Origin of the sequence: Streptomyces sp. NPDC047453, from assembly GCF_040643155.1 — a bacterium.
GTDB lineage: Bacteria > Actinomycetota > Actinomycetes > Streptomycetales > Streptomycetaceae > Streptomyces.
The window spans coordinates 137,377-162,224 of the sequence record NZ_JBEYTS010000007.1 but is presented as its reverse complement, the minus strand read 5'-3'; the positions used below and the strand labels follow the sequence as shown (position 1 = coordinate 162,224).

Annotated in this window: 21 protein-coding genes; 10 read left to right on the top strand and 11 right to left on the bottom strand. The window is 71.2% G+C overall.

From position 1 onward, the window contains the following. Window positions 1–50 precede the first annotated feature (50 nt). Window positions 51–698: an HAD family hydrolase gene (locus tag ABZ818_RS09635; RefSeq protein WP_361412654.1), complete on the top strand. Its 648-nt coding sequence runs from the start codon at window positions 51–53 to the stop codon at window positions 696–698. Here the strand turns inward: ABZ818_RS09635 and ABZ818_RS09630 are convergent. Continuing rightward, a complete protein-coding gene (locus ABZ818_RS09630; RefSeq protein WP_361412653.1) occupies window positions 674–925 on the bottom strand; it encodes a hypothetical protein in 252 nt (83 codons plus the stop codon). The two genes, ABZ818_RS09635 and ABZ818_RS09630, sit on opposite strands and share 25 nt — an antisense overlap. Window positions 926–1,527: 602 nt before the next feature. Between ABZ818_RS09630 and ABZ818_RS09625 the strand changes: the two genes are divergently transcribed. Beyond that, entirely contained in the window at window positions 1,528–2,316 is a 789-nt protein-coding gene (locus ABZ818_RS09625) for a BTAD domain-containing putative transcriptional regulator (RefSeq protein ID WP_361412652.1), read from the top strand. A gap of 361 nt (window positions 2,317–2,677) precedes the next feature. Next, a complete protein-coding gene (locus ABZ818_RS09620) occupies window positions 2,678–3,061 on the top strand; it encodes a cold-shock protein (protein WP_361412651.1) in 384 nt (127 codons plus the stop codon). A gap of 27 nt (window positions 3,062–3,088) precedes the next feature. On the opposite strand, the gene ABZ818_RS09615 is transcribed toward ABZ818_RS09620, so the two are convergent. From ABZ818_RS09615 to ABZ818_RS09600, 4 genes are all read right to left on the bottom strand, one after another. Then, window positions 3,089–3,943, bottom strand: a complete 855-nt coding sequence (locus tag ABZ818_RS09615; RefSeq protein WP_361412650.1) for a 1,4-dihydroxy-6-naphthoate synthase — start codon at window positions 3,941–3,943, stop codon at window positions 3,089–3,091. Beyond that, on the bottom strand, window positions 3,940–4,698 hold the full coding sequence (locus ABZ818_RS09610) for a futalosine hydrolase (RefSeq protein WP_361412649.1): 759 nt from the start codon (window positions 4,696–4,698) through the stop codon (window positions 3,940–3,942). Before ABZ818_RS09610 ends, ABZ818_RS09615 begins: the two co-directional genes overlap by 4 nt. Beyond that, the gene (locus ABZ818_RS09605) at window positions 4,668–5,141 is read right to left on the bottom strand and encodes a DUF2771 domain-containing protein (RefSeq protein ID WP_141360165.1); all 474 of its coding nucleotides are present in this window, start codon (window positions 5,139–5,141) and stop codon (window positions 4,668–4,670) included. Before ABZ818_RS09605 ends, ABZ818_RS09610 begins: the two co-directional genes overlap by 31 nt. Window positions 5,142–5,220: 79 nt before the next feature. Next, on the bottom strand, window positions 5,221–6,654 hold the full coding sequence (locus ABZ818_RS09600) for an MFS transporter (RefSeq protein WP_361412648.1): 1,434 nt from the start codon (window positions 6,652–6,654) through the stop codon (window positions 5,221–5,223). Window positions 6,655–7,601: 947 nt separating this feature from the next. Here ABZ818_RS09600 and ABZ818_RS09595 point away from each other — a divergent pair. The 4 genes from ABZ818_RS09595 (at window position 7,602) to ABZ818_RS09580 (ending at window position 13,780) form a co-directional block, all read left to right on the top strand. Continuing rightward, window positions 7,602–8,528, top strand: a complete 927-nt coding sequence (locus ABZ818_RS09595; protein ID WP_361412647.1) for a DUF3027 domain-containing protein — start codon at window positions 7,602–7,604, stop codon at window positions 8,526–8,528. Window positions 8,529–8,648: 120 nt separating this feature from the next. Continuing rightward, window positions 8,649–11,777, top strand: a complete 3,129-nt coding sequence (locus ABZ818_RS09590; RefSeq protein WP_361412646.1) for a molecular chaperone Hsp90 — start codon at window positions 8,649–8,651, stop codon at window positions 11,775–11,777. Between the two features lie 120 nt (window positions 11,778–11,897). Next, complete coding sequence (locus ABZ818_RS09585) at window positions 11,898–12,536, top strand: GntR family transcriptional regulator (protein WP_361412645.1); 639 nt, start codon at window positions 11,898–11,900, stop codon at window positions 12,534–12,536. Window positions 12,537–12,592: 56 nt separating this feature from the next. Then, complete coding sequence (locus ABZ818_RS09580) at window positions 12,593–13,780, top strand: amidohydrolase (protein ID WP_361412644.1); 1,188 nt, start codon at window positions 12,593–12,595, stop codon at window positions 13,778–13,780. Between the two features lie 71 nt (window positions 13,781–13,851). Here ABZ818_RS09580 and ABZ818_RS09575 read toward each other — a convergent pair whose 3' ends face one another. From ABZ818_RS09575 to ABZ818_RS09550, 6 genes are all read right to left on the bottom strand, one after another. Continuing rightward, complete coding sequence (locus tag ABZ818_RS09575) at window positions 13,852–15,063, bottom strand: amidohydrolase (RefSeq protein WP_361412643.1); 1,212 nt, start codon at window positions 15,061–15,063, stop codon at window positions 13,852–13,854. A gap of 65 nt (window positions 15,064–15,128) precedes the next feature. After that, the gene (locus ABZ818_RS09570) at window positions 15,129–16,130 is read right to left on the bottom strand and encodes an oligopeptide/dipeptide ABC transporter ATP-binding protein (RefSeq protein ID WP_361412642.1); all 1,002 of its coding nucleotides are present in this window, start codon (window positions 16,128–16,130) and stop codon (window positions 15,129–15,131) included. Continuing rightward, window positions 16,127–17,140 carry an ABC transporter ATP-binding protein gene (locus ABZ818_RS09565; RefSeq protein ID WP_361412641.1) on the bottom strand — a complete coding sequence of 338 codons (1,014 nt, stop codon included), beginning with the start codon at window positions 17,138–17,140 and terminating at the stop codon, window positions 16,127–16,129. The genes ABZ818_RS09570 and ABZ818_RS09565 overlap by 4 nt, the downstream gene beginning before the upstream one ends. After that, entirely contained in the window at window positions 17,140–18,141 is a 1,002-nt protein-coding gene (locus tag ABZ818_RS09560; RefSeq protein WP_361412640.1) for an ABC transporter permease, read from the bottom strand. The genes ABZ818_RS09565 and ABZ818_RS09560 overlap by 1 nt, the downstream gene beginning before the upstream one ends. A gap of 59 nt (window positions 18,142–18,200) precedes the next feature. Next, window positions 18,201–19,919 carry an ABC transporter substrate-binding protein gene (locus tag ABZ818_RS09555; RefSeq protein ID WP_361412639.1) on the bottom strand — a complete coding sequence of 573 codons (1,719 nt, stop codon included), beginning with the start codon at window positions 19,917–19,919 and terminating at the stop codon, window positions 18,201–18,203. 63 nt (window positions 19,920–19,982) lie between these two features. After that, the gene (locus ABZ818_RS09550) at window positions 19,983–21,062 is read right to left on the bottom strand and encodes an ABC transporter permease (protein WP_361412638.1); all 1,080 of its coding nucleotides are present in this window, start codon (window positions 21,060–21,062) and stop codon (window positions 19,983–19,985) included. 260 nt (window positions 21,063–21,322) lie between these two features. On the opposite strand from ABZ818_RS09550, the gene ABZ818_RS09545 reads away from it, so the two are divergent. From ABZ818_RS09545 to ABZ818_RS09535, 3 genes are all read left to right on the top strand, one after another. Next, window positions 21,323–22,789 carry a chlorohydrolase family protein gene (locus ABZ818_RS09545; protein ID WP_361412637.1) on the top strand — a complete coding sequence of 489 codons (1,467 nt, stop codon included), beginning with the start codon at window positions 21,323–21,325 and terminating at the stop codon, window positions 22,787–22,789. A 180-nt stretch (window positions 22,790–22,969) separates the two neighbouring features. Further along, entirely contained in the window at window positions 22,970–23,728 is a 759-nt protein-coding gene (locus tag ABZ818_RS09540) for a calcium-binding protein (RefSeq protein WP_361412636.1), read from the top strand. Between the two features lie 190 nt (window positions 23,729–23,918). Further along, window positions 23,919–24,848: a hypothetical protein gene (locus ABZ818_RS09535; protein WP_361412635.1), complete on the top strand. Its 930-nt coding sequence runs from the start codon at window positions 23,919–23,921 to the stop codon at window positions 24,846–24,848.

Genomic DNA, 24,848 nt, shown 5'->3' with positions numbered 1-24,848 from the left:
CACACGGGCCGGAGGTCTCGCGGACACGGCCCCTGGGCACAATGGCCCGTATGACCTCTCGCCCGCTGACCGTCGGCTTCGACCTCGACATGACCCTCATCGACTCCCGCCCGGGCATCCACGCCTGCTACCTGGAGCTTTCCGAGCGGACGGGGACGTACATCGACGCCGACCTGGCGGTCACGCGGCTCGGTCCGCCGCTCGCGGAGGAGCTGGGCAACTGGTTCCCGGCCGAGCGGGTGGAGGCGGCGGGGGATCTGTACCGGGAGCTGTACCCGGCGATCGCCGTCTCCGCCACGCCCGCGCTGACCGGCGCCCGCGAGGCGATCGAGGCCGTGCGGCAGGGCGGCGGCCGGGCGATCGTCGTCACCGCCAAGTACGAGCCGAACGCCAAGCTGCACCTGGAGCACCTGGGCATCGAGCCGGACGCGGTGATCGGCGACCTGTGGGCCGAGCGGAAGGCCGAGGCGCTGCGCGAGTACGGCGCCCGGGTGTACGTCGGCGACCACGTCGGGGACGTACGGGGCGCCCGCGCGGCCGGCGCGCTGTCGGTGGCGGTGGCCACCGGACCGTGCGACGAGGGGGAACTGCGGGCGGCGGGCGCGGATGTCGTGCTCGCGGATCTGGCCGCGTTCCCGGACTGGCTCGCGGCCAACCGCACGCTTTTCAGCCGCTACCGTGAGTCGCCGCGCGCCTGACGGCGGCCCGCGGCGATCGACCGGAGCACGCCCGCACCGGCGATCAGGAAGCCGACGCCCATGAGCATGCTCAGGCCGAACATGTAGGTCGGGAAGGGCTTCGCGCCGAGGAACAGCGGCGCCACCGTCACCGCGGTGGCCAGCGCACCGACGAAGAAGACGATGGCACCTGCACGGACCAGCCGGTCGCCGGCTGTGGCGGAATTCGTTCGGGTATTGTCACGCACGCCGCCAAGGATAGTTCCTGGTGCGCGGGTGCCGAGAGCCCCGGATGACCATGGAGCGGGCGTCGGCGGGGCGGTCGGCAACGGTGGACGACCCCGGCATATTCGAACCGGACCGGAGTTTTGCCGCAAGAGGGAATGATTTCGCAACCGCTCCGGACATAGCTGACTTTCGCTATACACGCACGCTGAACGTCTACTTGCCTTGGTGGAAAATTACCCGGCAGTTCCATTGATGGCGGACGCTCACCTGCCATAGTGGCGCGCGTTGCGCTGCGAAATTCGGCCAGTCTCGGTGGGGTAATGACGAGGGGGTGCCGATTTCGCGCCGACGCGAAGGGGGAAGGTCGTTGACCGCGGTCTTGAGAATACCTTCCCGACGTGGTTGACAATTAAACGAATGCTCATTTCGCGCACGCTCCGGATCCAGCGGTGCACTCGCTCTGCCGACGGGATCGGCGGGCCTGGCGGCATCGCGCACGACTTGCGTTCAAATCAAGCCAAGAGGCGTAGCAGCTCGCCTCGCGGCCGGATGTAGAGATGAGACACGGGGGCTTATCCTTTTCAGGATTCTCGGCCCACTCCAGGTCCAGGGAAACGTGGAGATGGCATCGCCGGTGCGGCGTGCGATTCTGACCGCCTTCCTGCTTCGGCCCGGGCAGCCCATAGGGATCACCGAACTGGCCGAAAGATTATGGGACGACCCGCCGACTTCGGCCGCGGCGAACATTCGGAGCCATCTCACCGCCCTGCGCCGGGACCTCGACGAGGCACGGCCGGGCCTGAGCTGCCGGGTGCGGACCTATCGGGGCGGCCAGAGCGGCTACGGGCTGGCGGTCACGCCCGACGAGTTCGACCTGGCGCAGTTCACGCTGGCCGCACGGCGTGGCCGGAATCTGCTGCTGCGCGGCGAGGCGGAGCCGGCGGCCGAGGTCCTGGAGGGAGCCCTGGCCTGGTGGCGCGGCCCGTTCGGGCAGGACCTGCCGCCGACGCGGTGGTTCACCGCCCACGTCGCGGGCGTCAACAACGCGCGCTTCGACGCCTACCAGGACCTGTTCACCAGCTGCATACTCGCCCGCCGCACCGAGACGCTCTCCTACCGGATCGAGAGCATCATCGCCGAAGCGCCCTACCGCCAGCGGCTGTGGGAACTCCTGGCCGCGGTGCACTGCATCGACGGCGACGCCGCCAGCGCCCTCAGCGCGATCAAGCGCTGCCAGACCCTGTTCGCCGAGGACCTGGGCCTCGACCTGCCGCCCAACGTCGAGGCGATGCGGGCGGCGGCCCTCAGCTGGAACAGCGAGGACGCCCTCCGCCTGGTGGCGGCCCGCACGCTGGGCGCCGACGACGGCGAGCGGACGGACCCCGCGGGCCACGGTTCCGCGCTGTCGTAGCGCATCCGGGCGACGCCCGCGGTGGCCGGCCGGCACACTCGCGGCCGGCCACCGGTGCCGGTGGATCTCGCGGGCGACGAACTTTTCGGACCCGCCGCGCACGCCGTCCGGGTGCCGTCACCGCCCGCGAATACGGGTTGCCGGAGCGGCCCCCTCATGTGCTGAGATATCCCCTGTCTCCCTCGCCCCCGAGCGAGCGCGCGCACGCCGATCGGTCAGGTTCGGCCGACTGGAGTGGGCGGGCTTGACGGCGGGTAAAGAGCTGGGGAGGCTTCGGGACAACGGCAGGCACGAGCGAGCGCTAGATAGCCTGACCTGCGGCAACTGTGGTTCGGCTGACCGGTGAGATGGGGTGCGTGCTTTGCCTACCGGCAAGGTCAAATGGTTCAACGCTGAGAAGGGCTTCGGCTTCCTCTCCCGCGACGACGGCGGCGACGTGTTCGTCCATTCCTCGGTGCTCCCTGCCGGAGTGGACGCGCTCAAGCCGGGGCAGCGGGTGGAGTTCGGGGTGGTCGCCGGCCAGCGCGGCGACCAGGCCCTCTCCGTGACGCTCCTGGATCCGACCCCCTCGGTCGCCGCCGCCCAGCGCAAGAAGCCGGACGAACTGGCGTCCATCGTGCAGGACCTGACCACCCTCCTGGAGGGCGTCGCGCAGACCCTGGAGCGCGGCCGCTACCCCGACAAGACGTCCGGCAAGAACGTCGCCGGACTGCTGCGCGCGGTCGCCGACCAACTGGACGTATGACCCGACGGGGCTGACAAGGTCAGGGAGTCAGGGAAAAGCGAGCGCGTCCGGGCCGAGGGGCGGTACGAGCCCCTCGGCCGCCGCACGCGTGAGCAGTCCGCGGACCGCCGCGTAGCCGTCCTCGCCGAGGCCGGCGGTGAACTCGTTGACGTACAGCCCGATGTGCTGGTCGGCGACGGCCGGGTCCATCTCCTGGGCGTGCTCCATGACGTACGGCCGGGAGGCCTCCGGGTCGTCCCAGGCCGCGCGCACCGACGCACGGATCGAGTCGGCGAGCCGCGTCAGCGTCCGCTCGCCCAGCGACCGCCTGGCGATGATCGCGCCGAGCGGGATCGGCAGCCCGGTGATGCGCTCCCAGTGCTCGCCCATGTCGGCGAGCTTGTGCAGGCCGTAGTTCCGGTAGGTGAAACGCGCCTCGTGGATCACCAGACCGGCGTCGACCTTCCCGTCCCGCACGGCCGGCATGATCTCGTGGAACGGCATGACCACGATCTCGCCCACCCCGCCGGGGACGACGTCCGCGGCCCACAGGCGGAACAGCAGGTACGCCGTCGACTTCTCGCTCGGCACCGCGACCGTGCGGCCCGTCAGGTCGGCGTCCGGCTCCTTGGTGAGCACCAGGGGCCCGCAGCCCCGGCCCAGCGCGCCGCCGCACGGCAGCAGCGCGTACTCGCCGAGGACGTACGGCAGCACCGCGTAGGACACCTTCAGCACGTCCAACTCGCCGCGCTCGGCCATGCCGTTGGTGACGTCGATGTCCGCGAAGGTGACGTCGAGCGCGGGCGCGTCGGGGACGCGGCCGTGGGCGAGCGCGTCGAAGACGAAGGTGTCGTTGGGGCAGGGGGAGTAGGCGATCCGCAGTCGGCTGCTGTCAGGGCTCATGCAATCTTCCAACTCGTGAGGACGGGCGCGAGCTTCCCGAAGCCCTCGGTCAGGGTGGTCAGGGCGTCACCGATGCGCCAGGCGGCCCGGTCGCGCGGGCCGACCGGGTTGGAGACCGCGCGCACCTCCAGCACCGGGACGCGGTGCGCGGCGGCCGCCTCGGCGACGCCGAAGCCCTCCATGGCCTCGGCGAGAGCACGGGGGTGGCGGGCGCGCAGGGCGTCGGCGCGGGCGGCGGTGCCGGTCACCGTGGAGACGGTCAGCACCGTGCCGGTACGGGCCGAGGCGGCGGCCGCGATCGCCCGTACGAGCGCTTCGGGCGGACGGTGGGTGACGGTGCCGAAGCCGAGTTCGGTCACCGGCAGGAATCCGTCGCCGGTCTCGGCGCCCAGGTCGGCGGCGGTGATCTCGTCGGCGACGACGAGCGAGCCGACGGGCGCGTGGGGCGCGAAGCCGCCGGCGATACCGGCCGAGACGACGAGGTCGTAGGGGGCGCCGGCGAGCGCGGCGGCGGTCAGGGCGGAGGCGGTGGTCGCGGCGGCGAGGGCGGGGCCGACCCCGGCGGCGATCAGGTCGACGGCGGGCGGCCCGGGGATCCGGCACACGGCCGCCCCGGGCAGCGGCCGCAGCGGCTCCTCATCCGCGGGCCCGGCGAACGCCCGTGCCACCGCGTCCCGTTCGACGGCGACCGCGGTGGCGACCAGGACGCGTGGCGCGGACGTGGTCAGGAGTTCTTCGTCAGCTTGAAGGACCACAGACCTCGTACGTCCTTCTCGCCCTCCTTGATGGAGACCAGCGTCGAGTTGCCGCTGGCGCCGTACTGGGCGTTGAAGAAGACGCTGCCCGGGATCGTCCGGTAGGTCTTGGTGCTGGAGTCGGTCAGCGGCTGACCGTTCATCAGGATGGTCCAGCCCGTGTCCGCGATCTTCGGGTCGACCCCGAAGCGCACGGTCTCGTCCGGGTCGACCTTGATCGTCTTGATGTCCTTGGACTTGAGGCACTTGGCCAGGTCCGCGGTCTTGATCGCGTTGCCGTCGTTGTAGCAGTTGGCTTCCGAGCTCACGGAAGAGCTGCCGACGGTGATCGTGGACAGAGGGGTCGGCTTGGAACAGGCCGACAGGACGAGCAGTCCGGCGGAAACGGCGCCGGCAGCGGCGACGGCGCGGCGGCGTCGCACGGCGGAATGCAGCGTGGTCATGGCCGAAGGCTATCGGGCGCGCCCGCCTGCCCGCCCACGCGGGGGTGCGGGCGTGGCAGATGGCCGTGAGGCGCGGGCCTCACGCCACCCGGGGGCGCGCGGCGCCGCCGTGCCGGGCCGAGGCCAGCAGACCGCGGACCGTGGACAGCCAGCCGGCGGCCACGAGCCCGGCGCCCACCGACAGGCCCAGCACGCCGTTGAGCGGCAGCACGATGCCGATCGCGCCGCCGAGCACCCAGGCCACCTGCAGCAGAGTCTCGGAGCGGGCGAACGCCGAGGTCCGCACCGGCTCGGGCACGTCCCGCTGGATCAGCGCGTCCAGGGACAGCTTGGCCAGCGCCTGCCCGAAGCCGGCGATCGCGGCCAGGCAGGCCACCAGGAACGCGCCGAAGAAGACCGCGGCCATGACCGCCGCGCCCATCACGATCGCGACGACGGTGACGATGATGATCTCCGGTGCCCGCGACCGCAGCCAGGCGCCGACCGCCGTGCCGAGCGCGTTGCCCGCGCCCGCCGCGACGCCCACGATGCCCAGCGAGACCGCCGCGCTCTCGCCGGTCAGCGGGTGCTCCCGGAGCAGGAAGGCGAGGAAGAAGATCAGGAACCCGGACAGGCAGCGCAGCGCGGCGTTCGCGGCGAGGGCGTGCGTGACGGCCGTGCCGACGGTGCGCAGGCCGGGACGCTTCAGCGGTTTGCGGCGCGGACCGCGCAGGTGCTGCTCGTCCGCGGCGAGCAGCGCCCGGTCCTCGCCCTTGGCCGAGTCGACCTTCGGGGGCAGGGCGAACGACAGGAACGTTCCCGCGACGAAGATCACGAAGGCGCCGTAGAGCGGCCAGTGCGAGTCCAGGGCCTGAAGGCCCGCGCCGATGGGGGCGGCCACGCCGGTGGCGAGCAGCCCGCCGAGGGTCACCCGTGAGTTCGCCTTCACCAGGGAGAACCGAGGCGGCAGCAGCCGGGGTACGACGGCGCTCCTGACCACGCCGTACGCCTTCGAGGCGACCAGCACGCCGAGCGCCGCCGGGTACAGCTCCAGGCTGCCGCTGGCGGCGGCGCCCGCGATGATCAGCGCGAGCAGCGCGCGGGCCAGCATCGCGGCGGCCATCGCGGCGCGGCGGCCGTGCGGGAGGCGGTCGAGGAGCGGGCCGATCACGGGCGCGAGGACCGTGAACGGCGCCATGGTGATCGCGAGGTACAGCGCGACCCGGCCGCGGGCCTCGTCGGTGGGCACGGAGAAGAAAACGGTGGAGGCGAGCGCCACTGTGATCATGACGTCGCCGGCGCCGTTCACCGCGTGCAGTTCGATCAGCCGGCCGAGCCCGGACTCGCCGGCGCCGTGGGCGTTGGTCGCCCTGCGGATGCCGCGGACCGCCCCGGTCACGGGCAGATGCAGGGCACGCCCGACCGCGCGGACGGGGCCGCCGAACCGGCCCGAACCGCTGCCCCGGCTGCTCCCCTTGACCCCCTTGTCCCCACCGACGCCGGTGGTTCCCGGGGGCGTCCTCGCGGCTGCCACCCCGTCATACTGCCCCGGAAACGGCACCGGTAGCGCCATGGCGGCACGGATGCGACCAACCAGACATCCCTAAGGCACCCACCCGGCCCCGACAGTCCCCACCCACGACACCTTGACGCGACCGCGCTCGCGGGGGCGGGGTGTTTTCGAGTCCGCGCTTGCGGTGGCGGGGCGGTCCCGTTCCTCTGGGCGTGGCGGCGCTCCTGATGGCGGGGCGGTCTCGGCCCCGGAATACGTTGGGCTCCCGACAGCGAAGTGATCCCTGGCCCCGGCTCGGCCGTGCTCGCGATGGTGGGGCCGTCCTCGCCTCCGATTCGGCCGCGTTCGCGGGGGCGGGACATCGCTGCGTCGCTTGCCGGGCCCATTCGGCCGTCGCCGTGGATTGCCTGCTCGATCGCGGGCCTCGGTGGCCCGGTTCGGCCGGAGCCCGGTGGCTCTGCCGAGCCGGCTACGGCGGCTCGGGCCGGTCGGCCCCTGGCGGCTCTGCCAGGCCGGTTGCGGCGGCCTGGGCCGGTGGTTCGCCTCGGTCGCAGCACTAGACGTCTCAGCGGACGGTGCGGCTGCCCCCTGGCGTGCTCGGTGCGGGGCGCCGTGGGCCCGGCCGCGGCTGCCCTTCGGCCCCGCGGGGCGTGCTCGGGAACGGGTTCGTGGCTCTGGTGGTGGGTTTGTTGCGGGGTGGGGCGGTGTTGGGGTCGGAAAGTTCGGGCGCGGCGCGGTGAAGACAACGTCGGTGTAGGCCGAGCGGCGACGAGAAGGTAGCGTGCGTAGCGCGCCGTGGCGAACGTTCTCGACCGCGCGCCTTACGGGCATACCGCAGAATGGATGACGTAGGTGCGCCCGAGCGCGATCGGGCGCGGACGTCGACGCGGTCCCAGGGTCCGCTCCGTCCGCCCCGCCGCCTTCAGGCCGGCGCACCCGAAAGACGGCGTAGGAGAGAAGCGATACCTGTGAGCGCAGCGACCACGCGAAGCCGCACCCCCGACCGCCTGTGCGCCGAGGCGGTCGACCTCGCCCGGGCCGCAGCCGAGGAGGCAGCCGCGCCCGGTGTCGTCGGCGAGCACGCGGGAGTGCTCTCCGAGGGCGACCGGGTCGTCACGCACTTCTTCGAGTGCAAGGAGTTCGGATACCGGGGCTGGCGCTGGGCCGTCACCGTGGCCCGCGCCTCGCGCGCCAAGATCGTCACCCTGGACGAGGTCGTCCTGCTGCCCGGCCCGGACGCGCTGCTCGCGCCAGAGTGGGTGCCCTGGAGCGAGCGCCTGCGCCCGGGCGACATGGGCCCCGGCGACCTGCTGCCCACCGACGCCGAGGACCTCCGCCTGGAGCCCGGCTACTCCGGCGAGGACGAGCCCGCGCCGAACGCCGCGGTCTCCCAGGAGATGGCCGAACTGGCGGAGGCGGAGGACGCCGAGGTCACGGCGGGCCCGCCGAGGAACCTGCCCACCGTCCCGTCCCGCGGTTCGATCTCCGCGCTCGCCCAGGAACTGGGCATGCGCCGCGCCCGCGTCCTGTCCCGCTACGGCCTGCACGTCGCCGCCGACCGCTGGGAGGAGGGCTTCGGCGCGAAGACGCCGATGGCCCAGGCGGCCCCGGCGGCCTGCGTGAGCTGCGGCTTCCTGGTGCCGCTCGGCGGCTCGCTGGGCCAGGCCTTCGGCGTGTGCGCCAACGAGTTCTCCCCGGCCGACGGCCGTGTGGTCTCCCTGACGTACGGCTGCGGCGGCCACTCCGAGGCCGCGGTGATGCCCAAGCCCCCGCAGCCGCCCCCGCCGGTGATCGACGAGACGCGGGTGGACCCCTTCCCGCTGCGTCCGGCACAGGACTCCGGCTCGGTGCCGGTGACCGGGGACGACGAGACCGCCGAGCTGGGGCACTCCTAGGACCTGCCCCGCGACCAGGACCCGCCCCGCGACCGGTCCGGTCCGGTCCGTCCGTCCGCCGGGCGAATGACCTCTCCCACGCGCGGTACCTTCGTCGTCACGCCGATGAGGAGAGTGAACGTGAGCATGTTGGTGCAGCCGTCCGCCGGAGGCGATCCGTTCGGGACCGCGCGCCTGCGGCGCGGTGTGCTGGACGCCTGGGCCACCAGCCCGGCCCGGTTCCGGGAGGACGCCAACGCGGAGGAGGACCTCGTCCTCGGCGGCTACCGTGACCGGCTCGTCGTCGAGCTGGCGCAGAACGCCGCCGACGCCGCCGCCCGCGCCGGCGTGCCCGGCCGGCTGCGGCTCACCCTGCGCGACGACGTGCTGCTCGCCGCCAACACCGGCGCCCCGCTCGACGCGGCGGGCGTGGAGTCGCTGGCCACGCTCCGGGCCTCCGCCAAGCGCGACGCCCGCGACAGCGCCGTCGGACGCTTCGGCGTCGGCTTCGCCGCCGTCCTCGCCGTCACCGACGAGCCCGCCGTCGTCGGCCGGCACGGCGGTGTCCGATGGTCGCTGGCCGAGGCCCGCGCGCTGGCGGAGGACACCGCCCGGCACAGCCCCGGCCTCGGCGACGAGATCCGCCGCCGCGAAGGACACGTACCGCTGCTGCGGCTGCCGTTCGCCGCCGAGGGCACCGCGCCCGACCCCTACGACACGGTCGTCATCCTGCGCCTGCGCGACGCGGCCGCCGCCGACCTCGCCGAACGCCTCCTGCACGCCGTCGACGACGCCCTGCTCCTCGCCCTGCCCGGGCTCGAGGAGGTCGTGGTCGAGATCGGCGACACCGCACCGCGCACCCTGCGCCGCCGCACCGAGGGCGCCCTGACGGTCGTGGAGGACACCCGCGAGGGCACGACCCGCTGGCGTACCGCGGGCGCGCACGGCCCGCTCACCCCGGAACTCCTCGCCGACCGCCCGGTGGAGGAACGCCTTCGCCCGCACTGGTCGGTCACCTGGGCCGTCCCCGTGGACGCCGACGGCACCCCGGCCGGCCCCCGCACCAGCCCGGTCGTCCACGCCCCCACCCCCAGCGACGAACCCCTCGGCGTGCCGGCCCTGCTCATCGCCTCGTTCCCGCTGGACAGCACCCGTCGCCACACCGCGCCCGGCCCGCTCACCGACTTCCTCGTGCAGCGCGCGGCCGACGCCTACGCCGAACTCCTCGCCGACTGGCGGCCGGTGACCGAGGGTGTCATCGGCCTCGTGCCCGGCCCGCTGGGCAAGGGCGAGCTGGACGGCGCGCTGCGGCAGGCCATCCTCGACCGGCTGCCGCGTACCTCCTTCCTGCCGCCCGCGGCCGTAGCCGCCGCCCACCAGGACCACGACTCCGACCTGCCCGAAACCCTCCGCCCCCGGGACGCCGAGGTGGTCGAGGGCGCGGGCGCCGACACCGTGCGCGTCCTCGCCGAGGTGCTGCCCACCCTGCTGCCCGCCGGACTCGAACGGCGCGTGGAGCTGCGCACGCTGGGCGTGGCCCGCCTGCCGCTGACCGACGCCGTCGACCGGCTGGCCGGCCTCGAGAAGGAGCCCGGCTGGTGGCGGCGGCTGTACGACAGCCTCGCCGGCGTCGACCCCGACCGGCTCTCCGGGCTGCCTGTGCCGCTGGCCGACAGCCGCACGACCATCGGGCCCCGGCAGGTCCTGCTGCCCGTGGCAGGCGCCGCCCTCACCGACCCGGGGGTGCTGGCCCGGCTCGGTCTGAAGGTCGCCCACCCGGACGCCGTTCATCCCCTCCTGGAGAAGCTCGGCTCCCTGCCCGCGACGCCGCGTGCCGTGCTCACCACCCCGCAGGTGCGGGCCGCCGTAGCCGCCTCCCTCGACGAGGACACCGGCGGATGGGACGAGGACACCCCGGACGCCGAGGAACTCGCCGACACCGTCCTCGCCCTGGTCAGGGACGCCGGACTCGACCCCGGCGACGAGCCCTGGCTCGGCGCGCTCGCCCTGCCCGACGAGGACGGCGAACTCGCCCCGGCCGGCGAACTCGTCCTCCCCGGCGGCCCGTTCGCGCGTCTCATGCGCGAGGGTGAACTCCCGGCCGTGGATGCCGAGCTGGCCGGGAAGTGGGGTGAGCAGCCGCTCGCCGCGTGCGGTGTGCTCGCGAACTTCGCCCTGGTGCGGGCCACGGACGTCGTCCTCGACCCGGACGAACTCGATCCGCGTGACGGGGACTTCCCCGAGCCGGACGACCCCGGGCAGCTCGACGCGGTCGACGTGTGGTGCGAGGACCTGCTCGACCGGTTCCCGGACACCCCCGTGCCGCCGGTCGCCACCGAGATCGTCGCCGTGCGCGATCTGGACCTCGTCGGCGACGACCAGTGGCCCCAGGCCCTCGCGCTGCTCGCCCGGCCGCCGCTGCGGGACGCGCTCATCCAGCCGGTGCGGATCCTGCTGCCCGACGGCACGCATGAGATCGTCCGGCCGTACACCGCCTGGTGGCTGCGCGGGCACCCGGTGCTCGGCGGGCGCCGCCCGGCCGGTCTGCGCGCCGCCGGGTCCGATCCGCTGCTGCGCGGCCTGTACGAGGAGGCCGACGCCGCCGGCTTCGACGACGAGCAGGTGCTGCGGGCACTCGGCGTGCGCACGAGCGTCGCCGCCCTGCTGGAGGAACCGGGCGGCGCCGCGGAGCTGCTGGAACGGCTCGCCGACCCTGAGCGTCCCGTGACCTCCGCCCAACTGCACGCCCTGTACGGCGCGCTGGCCGAACTCGATCCGGACCAGGTGACCCTGCCGGACGAGGTGCGGGCCGTGGTCGACGGCCGGGTGGAGGTCGTGGACGCCGCCGACGCCGTGGTGTGCGACTCCCCGGACCTGCTGCCGTTCACCGGGGGTCTCCCGCTGCTGCCCGTACGGCCCGCGCTGGCCGCCGAGCTGGCCGAACTGTTCCAGGTGCGGCGGCTGAGCGAGTCCGTCACCGGCGGGATCGACTCCGAGGGCACCGAGCACGACGTACCGGAGCCGGTGCGGGTGCTGCTCGGCCCGCGCACCCCGCGCACCTACGTCGAGCACGAGGAACTGGTCGTCGACGGAACCGAGCTGGACTGGCGGCTGACGTCCGACGGCGTCCTGCACGCCGCCACCCTGGAGGGCGTGGCCGCGGGCCTCGCCTGGGCGTCGGGCCAGTGGCCGCGCCGCTTCGAGGTCGCGGCACTCCTGGAGGACCCGTCCCGAACGGAGGAACTGGCCCGGGACCGCTGGTTCGACTGAGTGGCCTCCGCCGCGCGGCCGCGCCGTGGCAAAGCGGCCGACTCGCCGCGGCGGACTACGCCACGTCGAACCCAGACCCGTATACCAAATAGTCGCGCCCCCCATGGGACACTGGTGGGCATGGCAGGATCTGGGGAGTTCCAGCCGGAGTCCGAGCGGGTCACGCGGCAGCTCCGGGACGACATTCTCGTTGGTGTTCGCAAACCCGGGAGCAAGCTCGTCGAGCGCGAGCTGGCGGCGCAGATGGGCGTGAGCAGGGTGCCCGTTCGCGATGCTCTGCGCGTGCTCGTCGCCGAGGGTCTGGTCACGCCGAGGCCGCGGACATGGGCGGTCGTCCGGGAGTTCACGTCATCGGACATCGCGGATCTGAACGAGGTCCGCGGGGCCCTGGAGGCGCTGACCTTCCGGCTCGCCGCTCAACGGCGCCACCGCGCAGGCCTCGACCGGCTCCGCTCCAACCTGGAAGAAGAGCTGAAAGCCGCCGGTGCGGGGGACGGCGTTCGCGCCCGGCGTGCGGCGGCGGACTTTCACGAGACCGTCACGTCGATGGCCGCCAACGAGTTGCTGAGCGAGTTGGAGAGCACTTTCCGCAGCCGGTTGCGGTGGCTGCTGGGACAGCACGACGACCTCATGGCGATCGCGCGGGAGCACGAGGCCCTTTATGCCGCGATCGCGGACCGGAACGTCGCGCTCGTCGACGAACTGGTGGCCGAGCACCTGGAGAACAGCCGGCTCGCGATCGACGCCCATCACCAGTGATCCCCGCGGCCGGGTGGGCAGGGTCCAGCCCCCGCGCTTCGGTATACCATTTTTGAATGGCTGATCTGATTCTGACCAATGTCCGACCCTGGGGCATGAAGGCTGTCGACATCGTCGTCTCCGGTGGGGAGATCCGCGATCTGGTACCCGCCGGTGCCGCGAGCGGACCCGGCGAGCGGGTGGAGGGCGGCGGACTGCTCGCCCTGCCCGGCTTCATCAACGCACACGCCCATGTGGACAAGAGCTGGTGGGGCCGGCCCTGGGTGCCCTACGGCGGCGAGCCGACCACGCTGGGCCGGATCGCGCACGAACGAGCCGAGCGGGACGCGCTCGGCATTCCCAGCGCGGCCAACAGCCTCACGGTGCTGAGGGAGTTCCTGCGGCACGGCGTCACCGCGGTGCGCAGCCACGTCGACGTCGACCTCGGAGTCGGCCTGCGGGGGGTCGACGCCGTCCGCGAGGCGGTGGACGCACTCGGCGGCGCGATCGAGGTGGAGATCGTCGCGTTCCCGCAGGACGGGGTGGTCCGTCGGCCCGGCGTCCTTGACCTGCTGGATCAGGCGGCGGCGAACGGTGCGACCAGTATCGGTGGACTCGACCCGGCGGCGATCGACCGCGATCCGGTGAAGCAGCTCGACGGGCTGTTCGACATCGCCGAGCGGCGCGGGGTCGGTATCGACATCCACCTGCACGACGGGGGCGCGCTCGGCGCCTTCCAGTTCGAGCTCATCGCCGACCGCACGCGCCGGGCGGGGCTGCGGGGGAAGGTCAACGTCTCCCATGGCTTCGCCCTCGGGGAGCTGCCGCCGGAGCGGCAGGCCGATCTGCTCGACGAGCTGGCCGAGGCCGGTGTCTCCTGGTCGACGGTCGCCCCGGTGCGCATGGCGCCACTGCCCTGGCGCGGGATGCGGGACCGGGGGATGCCGGTGGGGCTGGGCACCGACGGGATCCGCGACCTGTGGTCGCCGTTCGGCGACGGTGATCTGCTCCGCGTGGCCCTGGATTTCGCGCGGCTGCACGGCATGCGGACCGACGAGGACCTCGCCTACGCGGTGGAACTCGCCACCAGCCGCGCGGCGGGCTTCGTGCACCGGGGCATCCACGACCTCTCGGCGGGCGCACCCGCGGACGTCGTGCTGGTCGATGCCGAGAACGTGCAGGACGCTCTGATGCGGGCACCTCGCCGTGAACTCGTGATGTCCGGCGGGCGAGTGGTGGTCCAGGGCGGCGAGCTGCTCGTCTAGGCGAGCTGCTTGTCCATGTGACGTATTGCCCTGAGAGGTTCCCACCTCTCAGGGCAATGACGTTCGCGGGCTCAGTGGCGTACCAGGGCCAACTGGTCGGCGACGACGACGCCGTCGTGCAGGACGGTGCGGTCGGTACCGCGGTCCATCACCGCACTGGCCGGCGTCTCGCCGTCGACCAGCAGCAGGTCGGCACGGTCGCCGACGGCCAGACCGGGCCGGTCGGCGACCCCGGCCGGCCGGGCGACGTCGTGGCTCATGATCGAGGCGCCGCCGACGGTCGCGACCGCCAGCGACATCTCTATCAGCTCGTCGCGGCGGAAGTTGTTGGTGAAGGCCAGCTGCCAGGTGCGGTCGAGCATGTCGCAGTTGCCGTAGGGGCTCCAGTAGTCACGCTGGCCGTCCTCGCCCAGGCCCACCCGGACGCCCGCCTCCGTCAGCGCCTCCAGCGACAGCTGCCCGCGGTCCGGCGGCGCCACGGTGGCCATCGCGACGTCCAGGTCGGCGAAGTCGTCGATGATGCGGCGGCTCACCGATTCGGAGATCGAACCCAGCTCGTAGGCGTGGGACATCGTGACCTGGCCCTGCATGCCCAGCGCCCGGGTGCGCTCGAGCACCAGATCGGTGGAGAACACTCCGAGATGTCCCGGCTCGTGCAGGTGGATGTCCACCTCGACCTGGTACTTCTCGGCCAGCCCGAACACGACGTCCAGGTGCCCCTTGGGATCCCGGTCGAGGGAACAGGGATCGATGCCGCCGATCACCTCGGCGCCCGCCTTCAGCGAGGCCTCCAGGTAGTCGACGGTGCCCTTCTCGCGGAGGATGCCCGCCTGCGGGAACGTCATGATCTGGACGTCGGCCTGCCCGGCGAACTTCTCCTTCGCGGCCACCACGGCGTCGAACTTCTCGAGCTTGCAGTCCACGTCCACCTGGGCGTACGACCGCACCCGGGTGGTTCCGCGGGCGATCATCCGCTCCAGCGTGCCGGCCACCCGCTCCTTGAGGGGAACCTCCGCGGTGCGCCAGTTCTCACGGTCGTTGAGCATCATCGTCCAGACTCCCGGGCCGCCGGTGTGCGGCCGGAACGGCAGGCCGATCCGGGTGGAGTCCAGGTGCACGTGCACGTCGCTGAACGACGGCAGCAACAGCCGCCCGCGACCCTCCACCACCTCACCGGCCGGTTGCGCGGCCGGGTCGTGCGGGCGGATCGCCGCGATGCGATCGCCGGACAGCTCGACGTCGCTGCGCTCGCCACCCCACGGGCGGACGTCACGGATCAACACGGTTGTCACCTCTCTGTCGCGCGGTTCTGTTGCGCGGTACGGCGGTTCACGGGACGCGGCACGGCTCACCCGGGCGTCGTGGCCAGGGTCTCGGCTGCGACGTCGGTGTGATGGCAGGCGATGTCGCCGCTCGGCACGCTGCCGGTGCACAGCTCCCGGCGTTGCGGGTCCAGCCGCGGATGCACCGGGCACCGGGACTGGAAGACGCAGCCGCGCGGCGGGTCGGCCGGGCTGGGCAGATCGCCGGACAGCCGGATCCGCCCGCTGCGGTCGGCCGTCGGGTCCGGTTGCGGGACGGCGGACAGCAGCGCCCGGGTGTAGGGGTGCCGCGGAGCGTCGAACACCTCTTCGGTGTCGCCCTGTTCCATGATCCGGCCCAGGTACATGACCGCGATGCGGTCGGCGAAGTGCTTGACCACGGACAGGTCGTGGGCGATGAAGAGGTACGCCACCCCGGTGTCCCGCTGGATGTCCTCCAGCAGATTGATCACCTGGGCCTGCACCGAGACGTCCAGCGCGGACACCGGTTCGTCGCAGATGATCAGCTGCGGGTCCAGGGCGAGCGCGCGGGCGATGCCCACGCGCTGCTTCTGGCCGCCGGAGAACTCGTGCGGGAAGCGGTTGTAGTGGTCGGGGCGCAGCCCCACCCGGTCCATGAGGTCCCGCACCTTGGCCTTGACGCCGCCGGGCGGCGTGATCCGCTGGGCCAGCAGCGGTGCGGCGATCGCACTGCCCACGGACTGGCGCGGGTTGAGCGAGGACGACGGGTTCTGGAACACCATCTGCACCCGGCGCCGGTACTCCTGCAGGTTCGACCGGCGCAGTTCGGAGATCTCCTGACCGTCGAGCCTGACGCTCCCGGACGAGGGTTCCAGCAGCCGCATGAGCAGTCGGCCGGTGGTCGACTTGCCGCAACCGGACTCTCCCACCAGTCCGAGGGTCTGCCCGGCCTCGACCGAGAAGCTGACCCCGTCGACGGCTTTGATCACACCGCCGGCGGACCGGAAGGCGCCGGAGCGGATCGGGAAGTGTTTGGTGAGGTCGGTGACCTCCAGCAGCGGCGTCATCGGACCACCTCTCCGGCTGGTTCCAGGGTCTGCAGGTGGCACCGCGACGGGTGCCCGACGGGGCCCGTCAGCGTCGGCCTGCGGGTGCCGCAGGCGCCGTCGGGCACCAGGTGCGTCTTCGGGCAGCGGTCCGCGAACAGGCAGCCCTCGGGCAGGGCCAGCAGCGACGGCGGGAAGCCCGGGATCGGGTTGAGCCGCTCGGACCTCCCCGCCAGCGACGGCATCGAAGCGAGCAGCCCCTGGGTGTAGGGGTGCCGCGGGTCGCTGAACAGGTCGGCGACGGTCGCCTGCTCCACGCACACCCCGCCGTACATCACGACGACCTGGTGGCAGACCTCGGCGACCACGCCGAGGTCGTGGGTCACCAGGATCACCGAGGACCCGGTCTCGGCCTGCAGTTCGTTGAGCAGATCGAGGATCTGGGCCTGCACGGTGACGTCGAGCGCGGTGGTGGGCTCGTCGGCGATCAGCAGCTCGGGTTCGCAGACCAGCGCCATGGCGATCATCGCGCGTTGCCGCATACCGCCGGAGAACTCGTGCGGGTAGGCCGAGTAACGGCGCTTGGGGTCGGGAATCCCGACCCGGCCGAGCATGTCGACGGCGACGGCCGCCGCGGCCTTCTTGGACACGGGGTTGTGCACCCGGTAGGCCTCGGCGATCTGCACCCCGACGGGATAGAACGGGTGCATCGCCGACAGCGGGTCCTGGAAGATCATCGCGATCTTCTTGCCGCGGTAGGCGCGCATCTGCGCCTCGCTCAGCGGGTTGAGGTCCTTCCCGTCCAGGAGGATCTGCCCGGTGACGGTGGCGGAGGTGTCCTTGAGCAGGCCCATCAGAGCCTGGCTCGTGACGGTCTTGCCGGAGCCGGATTCGCCGACGATGCCGACGGTTTCCCCGCGCGCCAGGGTCAGGTCCATTCCGTTGACCGCGTGCACCACGCCGTCGTCGGTCGGAAAGCTCACCCGCAGATCGCGGATGTCCAGCATGGGCGCGGCATTGGGCGTGGTCATCAGGCAACCCTCACTCGCGGGTCGATCACGGCGTAGGTGGCGTCGACCACGACGTTGGCGACGATGATGAAGAACGCGGCCATCATGGTGATGGCCATGGTGACCGGAAGGTCGCCGGCCTGGGCGGCGTGCACCGCGGTGAATCCGACGCCCGGCACCGAGAAGATCTGCTCGGTGAGCACCGCGCCGCCCAGCAGGGTGCCGATGTCGAGACCGAGCATGGTGACCACCGGAGTGATGCCGGCCCGCGCACCGTGCTTGAACACGATGCTCCGCCGGGACAGGCCCTTCGAGCGCGCGGTGCGCATGAAGTCCTCTCCGAAGGTCTCCAGCATGTTGCCGCGGGTGACCCTGATGTACTGCGCACTGAACAGCACCGCGAGGGCCACCCAGGGCAGCAGGTAGTTCAGGAACCAGCCGCCCGGACCCGCGTCGCCGAACGGTGAGGTGATCGCGTTGGTGGTGAACGGCAGCAGGTGCATCGTGCTGACGAAGAACAGCAGCAGCAGCAGACCGGTCACCGGAATGGGCAGGGACACCCCGACCGAGGCGGCGCCGACGATGAGCTTGTCGGTGAACCGGCCCTTGCGCAGCGCCGCCAGCAGGCCAAGACCGACGCCGACGACGCTCCACAGCACGATCGCGCCGCTGGCCACGGACAGGGTGTAGGGCAGGGCTCGCCCGATGATCGCGGTGACCTCCTCGTTGGTCTGGAACGACTTGCCCAGACACGGCCAGGAGCACAGCGTCTGGCTGCCCGGCGCGCCGACGTGGCGGCTGCCGATCAGGCCCGACATGTAGTCGAAGTACTGGGTGAGGAAGGGCTTGTCCATCCCGAGCGCGACCCGGGCCTCGGCGATGCGCTGCGGAGTGCACTCCTGACCGCAGGCCGCCGCGGCCGGGTCCGCCGGGCCCAGTTGGAACAGGCTGAACGTCACGAAGCTGATGACGAACAACAGGAGGATCATCGCGACGAATCGCCGCGTCAGAAATCTGGTCATGGGCGCGACCCGTCGGCTCGGGATGGACTCACCGTTTCTACCTCTTTTGTGACGGAGTCTCAGTGCTGGACGCCGAGGATGGACAGGTCGATGCCGCCGAAGAAGTAACCCACCTGGGCGTTACGGACCTTGGAGCCGACCACGCTGTTGGTGTAGCTGCGGATCAGCGGAACCAGGGGGTAGCCCTGCATGGCCTGGTCGAACAGGGTCGCCCACTTCTTGCCGAGTTCCTCGCTGGACCCGTTGGTGCCGCGCAGCTCGTACATCGCGCGGGAGATCTTCGGGTCGTAGTAGCGCGGGATGTTGGAGAAGCCGTAGGTCTTGCCGTCCACGCTCGGGCCCAGGTTCGGGTCGACGGTGGTGCGCACCGAACCGCTGTCCGCGCCCCCGCACCAGCCGCTGCGGGCGATGTCCGGCATCTGGTCACCGGCCAGCACCGTGTAGTAGTTGGCGGTCGGGATCGGGCGCAGCTGAAGGTCTATGCCGAGCTGCTTGAAGTTCTGCTGCAGCACGGTGCCGACGTTCTTGTACCGCGGGTTGGCGTCGGCGTAGCCGTACACCAGCTTCTTGGGGAAGGTCTTGCCCGCCAGGAGCTTCTTGGCCTCGTCCAGCTTGGGCTTGCCCGTCGGGTCGAGGCCGGTGTGCTGCTCGACGTATCCCCGCTGGGCCGAGTTGATGTACGACTGGGTCAGCTTGCCGAACCGTTCGCCGCCGTACTGCACCTGGATGGCGCTCCGGTCGATGGACAGCGCGAGTGCCTTGCGGACCTGCGGGTCCTTGATCGTCTCGGTGTTGAAGTCCAGCACGTCCGTGCAGCCCAGCAGGCCGCCCGCGGTGCGCTTCTTGACGTCGGCCGCGTTGAGCTTGGCGGCGTCGGACGCCTGCAGACCGCCGTTGCTGTCCAGGGTGACGGCCGTCGGGTCCGAGTCGGCGAGCAGCTGCTGGCTGATGGTCGCCTGGGCCGTGGACAGGGTGAAGGTGAACGTGTCCGGCAGGGCGGTCCGGTTCGGGTCGGTGGCCGGGTTCCACTGGTCGTTGCGGACGAGCTTCATCGAGCGGCCGCGGTCGTACGACTGGATCTTGTACGGGCCCGACGAGACGGGGTGGTTGGTGTAGTCGAGCTTGGTGTCCTCGGCCTTCGGCACCGGCGCCGTGTTCGACCGGGAGACCAGGGCGGGGAACTCGGCGAACGGCTGCTTGAGGTGGAAGACGACGGTGCTGTCGTCCGGGGTGTCGATGGCCTTGAAGTCGCCACCGGTGTACGGGCCCTTGTAACTGTCGTCGGACAGGGCGGCGTTCAGTTCCTGCGGTGCCTGGGTGTAGACGTCGCGGGCGTAGGTGCGCTCGACCCCGTACTTGATGTCCTTGCTGGTGATCGGCGTGCCGTCCTCGAACTTCAGCCCCTTCTTCAGGGTGTAGGTCCAGGTGAGGCCGTCGGCGGACTGCTTGCCCAGATCGGTGGCGAGGTCCGGCACGATGGTCGGCGGCTTGCCGGCGGTCTCCTTGGCCATCGTCAGAGTGCGGTAGTACAGCTGCCCCACGTTGGCGGTCTGCACGTAGTTGCTGTTGCCGGGGTCCAGCGTCTGGAAGTCCGAGGACATCAGGACGTTGATGTTCCCGCCCTTGGTGGTGTAGTCCTTCCCGATCACCACCGGCGCGTAGGCGTCGGCTCTGGGACCGGAGCCGGAACCGGGGGTGGGCTTGGACCCGCCGCAGGCGGTCAGGGTCAGCCCGGCACTCACCGTCAGGGCGATCGCCGCCATGGTGCTTCGTTTCACTGCGTCTCCTTGAGGGTAAGGAAGGGAACGGCGCGTCGGGGGAGGACGGCGCGTCGAGGGAGGTCAGCTTCGGGAGGACTTGGGGTCCAACGCGTCCCGGACCGCGTCGCCGAGCAGGTTGAACGCGAGCACGGTGATCACCAGTGCTCCGGCCGGGACGGCGAGGAACCACGGGTCGGACAGGTACCAGTTGCCTGCCTGGGCCGCGTTGAGCATCTGGCCCCAGGAGGGTGTGGGGTCCTTGACCCCGACCCCGAGGAAGGACAGAGCCGCCTCTGCGGTGATGTTGGTCGGGATCATCATGGTCGCGTAGACCAGCACGACGCCCATGACGTTCGGGATGATCTGCCGCAGGATGATGCTCAGGTGCGAGGCCCCGTAGGCCTGGGCGGCCTCGACGAATTCCTGCTCCCGGATCGAGAGCACCTGGCCGCGCACGACTCGGGCCAGGTAGGCCCAGCCGAAGAAGCCGAGGATGATCACCAGTGAGGCGATCGGCACCAGGCTCCCCGAGTCGAGGGCGGTGCCACGCAGCCGGGACTGCATGATCGGGGTCAGCGACAGCACCAGCAGCAGATGGGGGAAGGCCAGGAACAGGTCCATCACCCGGCTGATCACCATGTCGATCTTGCCGCCGAAGTATCCGGCGGCGGCGCCGAGCACGGTGCCCAGGACCACCGAGACCACCGTGGACAGCAGCGCGATGGTCAGGGAGATCCTCGCGCCGTAGGCCATCCGGGCGAAGATGTCGCGCCCGAGCCCCGGTTCGAGGCCGAGCCAGTGCTCGCTCGACGGGAAGCGGTAGTACGGCAGCGGCAGGCCCGGCGCGTAGAAGGAGTCCAGGAAGTCCGGCCCCGTCCGGGAGGTGAACGGGTCCGATCCTTCGATGGCCACCAACACCGGCGCCAGGATCGCGAACAGCACCATGAGGGCCACCACGATCAGGGCGGCGATGGCGATCCGGCTGCGCCGTATCCGAAGCCACGCCGTGCCCAGCAGCGACCGCGCGGTGGCGATCTCCGCTGCGGGCCTGCGCTCGGCGGTTGTGGGTTCTGGGGGAGGCAGAGTGGCCACCTGCCCATCGGTGGGTTCCGGCGCGGCGGCGTGGCGCGGCGGACTCGGCGGCTCATGCGGATCCGGCACGTCCGATCCTTTGGTGCTCGAGGGGAGGGGAGGTGGCCGAAACGGTATACCAGCAATCGCGATTTCTACTAGGGTTCTTTGATAACCCGGCGGATGGTCGTCGCTGGGGCATCAGCCCTTGTAGGGCGCGATTTCCGGCTTGTGTAAAAGTTTGCGCAGGCCATAGCCGGTTGTTACCGGGCCCGGGGAAGCATGGACTGCTCCCGGGGGTCGGGCGACCGGGTCAGTCGGTTGGTGTACCAAATCTGGAAGGCGCGTCGATGAAGACCCTGGTCACTGCTTCCTGGGTGATCGCCCACGACGGACGCTCGCACGTGGAGGTGCCGGACGGCGCCGTGCTGATCGACGGCGACACGATCGTCGATGTGGGCGATCGCGCCGAACTCGACCGGCGGCAGGCCGACGTCCGCATCGACCTCGGTGACGCGGTGGTCACCCCCGGCCTCATCGATCTGGACGCCCTCACCGACATCGACCACCTGATCCTGGACTCCTGGGCGTCCCCGGATCTGGCGTCCGGCTTCACCTGGTCGGCCGACTACTTCGCCGCGCCCCGGGCGGTGTTCGACGCCGCGCAACGCCGCGCGGTACGCGAGTACGCGCTGGTCCAGCTCGCCCTGCACGGCATCACCAGTTACATGCCGATCGCCTCGGAGGTGCACAGCGACTGGGCGGAGACCTACGAGGACTTCGTGGCGATGGCCGAGGTGTCGTCGCGGCTGGGTCTGCGGGGCTTCCTCGGGCCGTCGTTCCGGTCCGGGGTGAACGTGATCGGTGCCGACGGCAAGCGCACCGTGATGTTCGATGAGGAGGCCGGCCGGCGTGGTCTGGCCGACGCGCTGCGCTTCCTGGACCACACCGCTCGGCTCGCCGATCCCCTGGTGACCGGGGTGCTGCTGCCGTGCCGGATCGAGACCCTGCTCCCGGAGCTGCTCGGCGACGTCGCCCGCGCCGCGGACGAGCGCGGCGCGCTGGTGCGCCTGCACGCGCTGCAAGGCGTGTCGGAGCGTGACTACATCCAGCGCGCCTATGGCCGCACACCGCTGCAACTGATCGCCGACTCGGGGCTGTTGTCCGACCGGCTGATCGTTCCGCATGGGGTGGTGCTGGATGTGCACCCGGAGGTGCTCGGCAGGGACACCGGAGATGTCGCGGTGCTGGCCGACGCCGGCGTCTCGATCGTGCACTGCCCGCTGACGAACGCCCGTTACGCCCACAACCTGCACACGTTCGGCGACTACCGCGCGCGGGGAGTGAACCTGTGCCTGGGCACCGACTCCTTCCCGCCGGACCTGATCCGGGGGATCGACGTGGGCACCCAGGTGGCCAGGCTCCAGGCCGGCGACCTGGGCCAGGGGCACCTCACCGGCTACTTCGACGCGCTGTGGACCGGTGGGGCGACCGCGCTGCACCGACCGGATCTCGGCCGGCTGGCCGCGGGGGCCACCGCCGACCTGTCGGCGTTCGCTCTGGACGACTTCCGTATGGGCGTCACCGAGGATCCGCTGCGCACCCTGGTGCTCAACGGCACCGCCCGCGACGCGGTCCTGACGATGGTCGCGGGCCGGGTGGTCATGCGCGACGGCTCGATCCCAGGCGTCGATCTCACCGAACTGAGGCGAACCGGCCAGCAGTTGTTCGACACGATGCGTGCGGCCTACCCGGAGCGCGACCACCGCCGGCGCACGGTGGACGAACTCTTTCCGCCGGTCTTCCCGCGGAGTTGAGCGGCGCGGGACCGCTGGTTCGACCGACCTTCACGCATCCGCCGTATATCCCTCATCAGTACAACCTTTCACTTCCGCCCCCGGTCATGTAAGTGGAGTCACCAGACTCCTCAGACGTGGACCGGGCGTGCGACGGCGCCGAGTTGTGGCCGCCCGGCCTCTCGAACGTGGGGACAACACATGCGTATTCGTGCCTCTGTCGCCGTCGTGACCGGCGCACTGGCCCTGTCCGCCCTCGCCGTCCCGGCAGCGCAGGCTGACGGCGGGTCCGGCGACACCCGGATCACCAAGGTCGTCGTCGACGGCGACAACAAGGTGGCCATCTCGACATCCGGGCTGAAGACGATCAAGGTCAGTGTTACAGCGACGGACAACTCGGGCATCAAGCGGGCCGAGTCGTTCACGCTGGACGGTCCCGGCTACGGCTTCGCGTCGACCGGCAAGCCCACCTGCACCGTCGTCAACGCCACCACCTCGACCTGCACCGCCTCGGTGAAGGTCGACCCGAAGGTCGACTTCCTCAGTAACAGCAACGCCGGCCGCTGGTACGTCGACGCGTGGATCGACGCCAACGACGGCGACTACATCTGGAAGGAGAAGGCCGGTTCCTTCCTCTTCCAGCGCGCCTCCAAGCTCACGGCCGACGCCACGCCGGAGCCGGTGAAGAAGGGCAAGACCATCACCGTCACGGGCACGCTCACCCGGGCCAACTGGGAGACGCTGAAGTACGGCGGCTACGCCTCCCAGCCGGTGAAGCTTCAGTTCCGCAAGAAGGGCTCCAGCGCCTACAAGACGCTGAAGACCATCAAGACGGACTCCAAGGGCAAGCTGAGGACCACGACCAAGGCCACGGCCGACGGCTACTACCGCTACTCCTTCGCGGGCAACTCGGCCACCTCGGCGGTCGACTCCAAGGCCGACTTCGTCGACGTGAAGTAGGCGGCACCGGCCCTGCTCCGGCACGGGAGGGCGGCCGACGCAAGAAATCCAGATTCCCGTGCAACCTTCTTCACGGATCAGGGATCTGATCGTGTGAGTCAGACAGACTCCACGATCATTGGGCCCGGCGCCGAAGACGGACCGCGAGGAACGACCGGCGCCGGCCCCCTTTCTCCACTTGGGGAAACGCATGCGTATACGAGCCACTGTGGCCGCCGTGTCCGGCGCCCTGGCCCTTTCCGCCCTCGCCGTGCCCGCCGCGCACGCCGCCGGCCCCTCCAGCTACCGCGCGGACGTTGCGAAGGTCTTCCAGGCCGCCCACGCTCCCTCCGCCGCCAAGGCCGGGATCAGCGCGCGCGTCGCGGGCGACGAGATGCCGTACGACCTGGACGTCACCTTCTCCAACCTCAAGGTCGCCAAGGCGGTCAAGGTCGGCACCACCAGTCACGTGTCCACCACGATCACCTACACCATGAAGTTCGGCGCCGACGTGGACGTGCGCGCCGAGGACTTCTTCACCGGCCCGTTCCTCTACCGCGGCTCCTACGACATGCCGCAGAACGAGCTCTCCGGCGACCTCCCGGCCACCTGCTCCGTCACCTCGGCGACCACGGCCAACTGCAAGGGCAAGATCGACATCTACCCGGCCGACGGGGAACTGCGGAACGTCGACGCCGGTACCTGGCGCGCGGGCGCCGTGGCCGTCGCGTGGAACGGCCAGGACCCCGAGTCCCGCGACTTCGACTGGAGCAAGGTCGGTGTTGCCGAGAAGGGCGGCCTCGGCACCACGCTGGTGCAGCGCAACTCCAAGCTGACCACCGGCGCCAAGCCCAAGCCGGTGAAGAAGGGCAAGACCGTCACGGTCACCGGCAAGCTGTCCCGGGCCAACTGGGAGAGCGGCAAGTACTCGGGGTACAGCGGTCAGGCGGTGCAGCTTCAGTTCCGTAAGAAGGGCACCACCACCTACAAGACGCTGAAGACCGTCAAGACGAACTCCACGGGCGCCCTCAAGACCACCACGAAGGCCACCGTCGACGGCTACTACCGCTTCATCTTCGTGGGCAACACCACCACCCCGGCAGTCAACGCCGCGGGTGACCTGGTCCGCGTGACGAAGTAA

What these genes read in the sequence shown, in the direction of transcription:
- ABZ818_RS09615 (WP_361412650.1), bottom strand. Translation starts at nt 3,943, where the DNA reads ATGAGCCCTGACAGCAGCCGACTGCGGATCGCCTACTCCCCCTGCCCC.
- ABZ818_RS09535 (WP_361412635.1), top strand. Translation starts at nt 23,919, where the DNA reads ATGCGTATACGAGCCACTGTGGCCGCCGTGTCCGGCGCCCTGGCCCTT.
- ABZ818_RS09585 (WP_361412645.1), top strand. Translation starts at nt 11,898, where the DNA reads ATGGCAGGATCTGGGGAGTTCCAGCCGGAGTCCGAGCGGGTCACGCGG.
- ABZ818_RS09540 (WP_361412636.1), top strand. Translation starts at nt 22,970, where the DNA reads ATGCGTATTCGTGCCTCTGTCGCCGTCGTGACCGGCGCACTGGCCCTG.
- ABZ818_RS09605 (WP_141360165.1), bottom strand. Translation starts at nt 5,141, where the DNA reads ATGACCACGCTGCATTCCGCCGTGCGACGCCGCCGCGCCGTCGCCGCT.
- ABZ818_RS09580 (WP_361412644.1), top strand. Translation starts at nt 12,593, where the DNA reads ATGGCTGATCTGATTCTGACCAATGTCCGACCCTGGGGCATGAAGGCT.
- ABZ818_RS09570 (WP_361412642.1), bottom strand. Translation starts at nt 16,130, where the DNA reads ATGACGCCGCTGCTGGAGGTCACCGACCTCACCAAACACTTCCCGATC.
- ABZ818_RS09560 (WP_361412640.1), bottom strand. Translation starts at nt 18,141, where the DNA reads ATGACCAGATTTCTGACGCGGCGATTCGTCGCGATGATCCTCCTGTTG.
- ABZ818_RS09565 (WP_361412641.1), bottom strand. Translation starts at nt 17,140, where the DNA reads ATGACCACGCCCAATGCCGCGCCCATGCTGGACATCCGCGATCTGCGG.
- ABZ818_RS09635 (WP_361412654.1), top strand. Translation starts at nt 51, where the DNA reads ATGACCTCTCGCCCGCTGACCGTCGGCTTCGACCTCGACATGACCCTC.
- ABZ818_RS09625 (WP_361412652.1), top strand. Translation starts at nt 1,528, where the DNA reads ATGGCATCGCCGGTGCGGCGTGCGATTCTGACCGCCTTCCTGCTTCGG.
- ABZ818_RS09545 (WP_361412637.1), top strand. Translation starts at nt 21,323, where the DNA reads ATGAAGACCCTGGTCACTGCTTCCTGGGTGATCGCCCACGACGGACGC.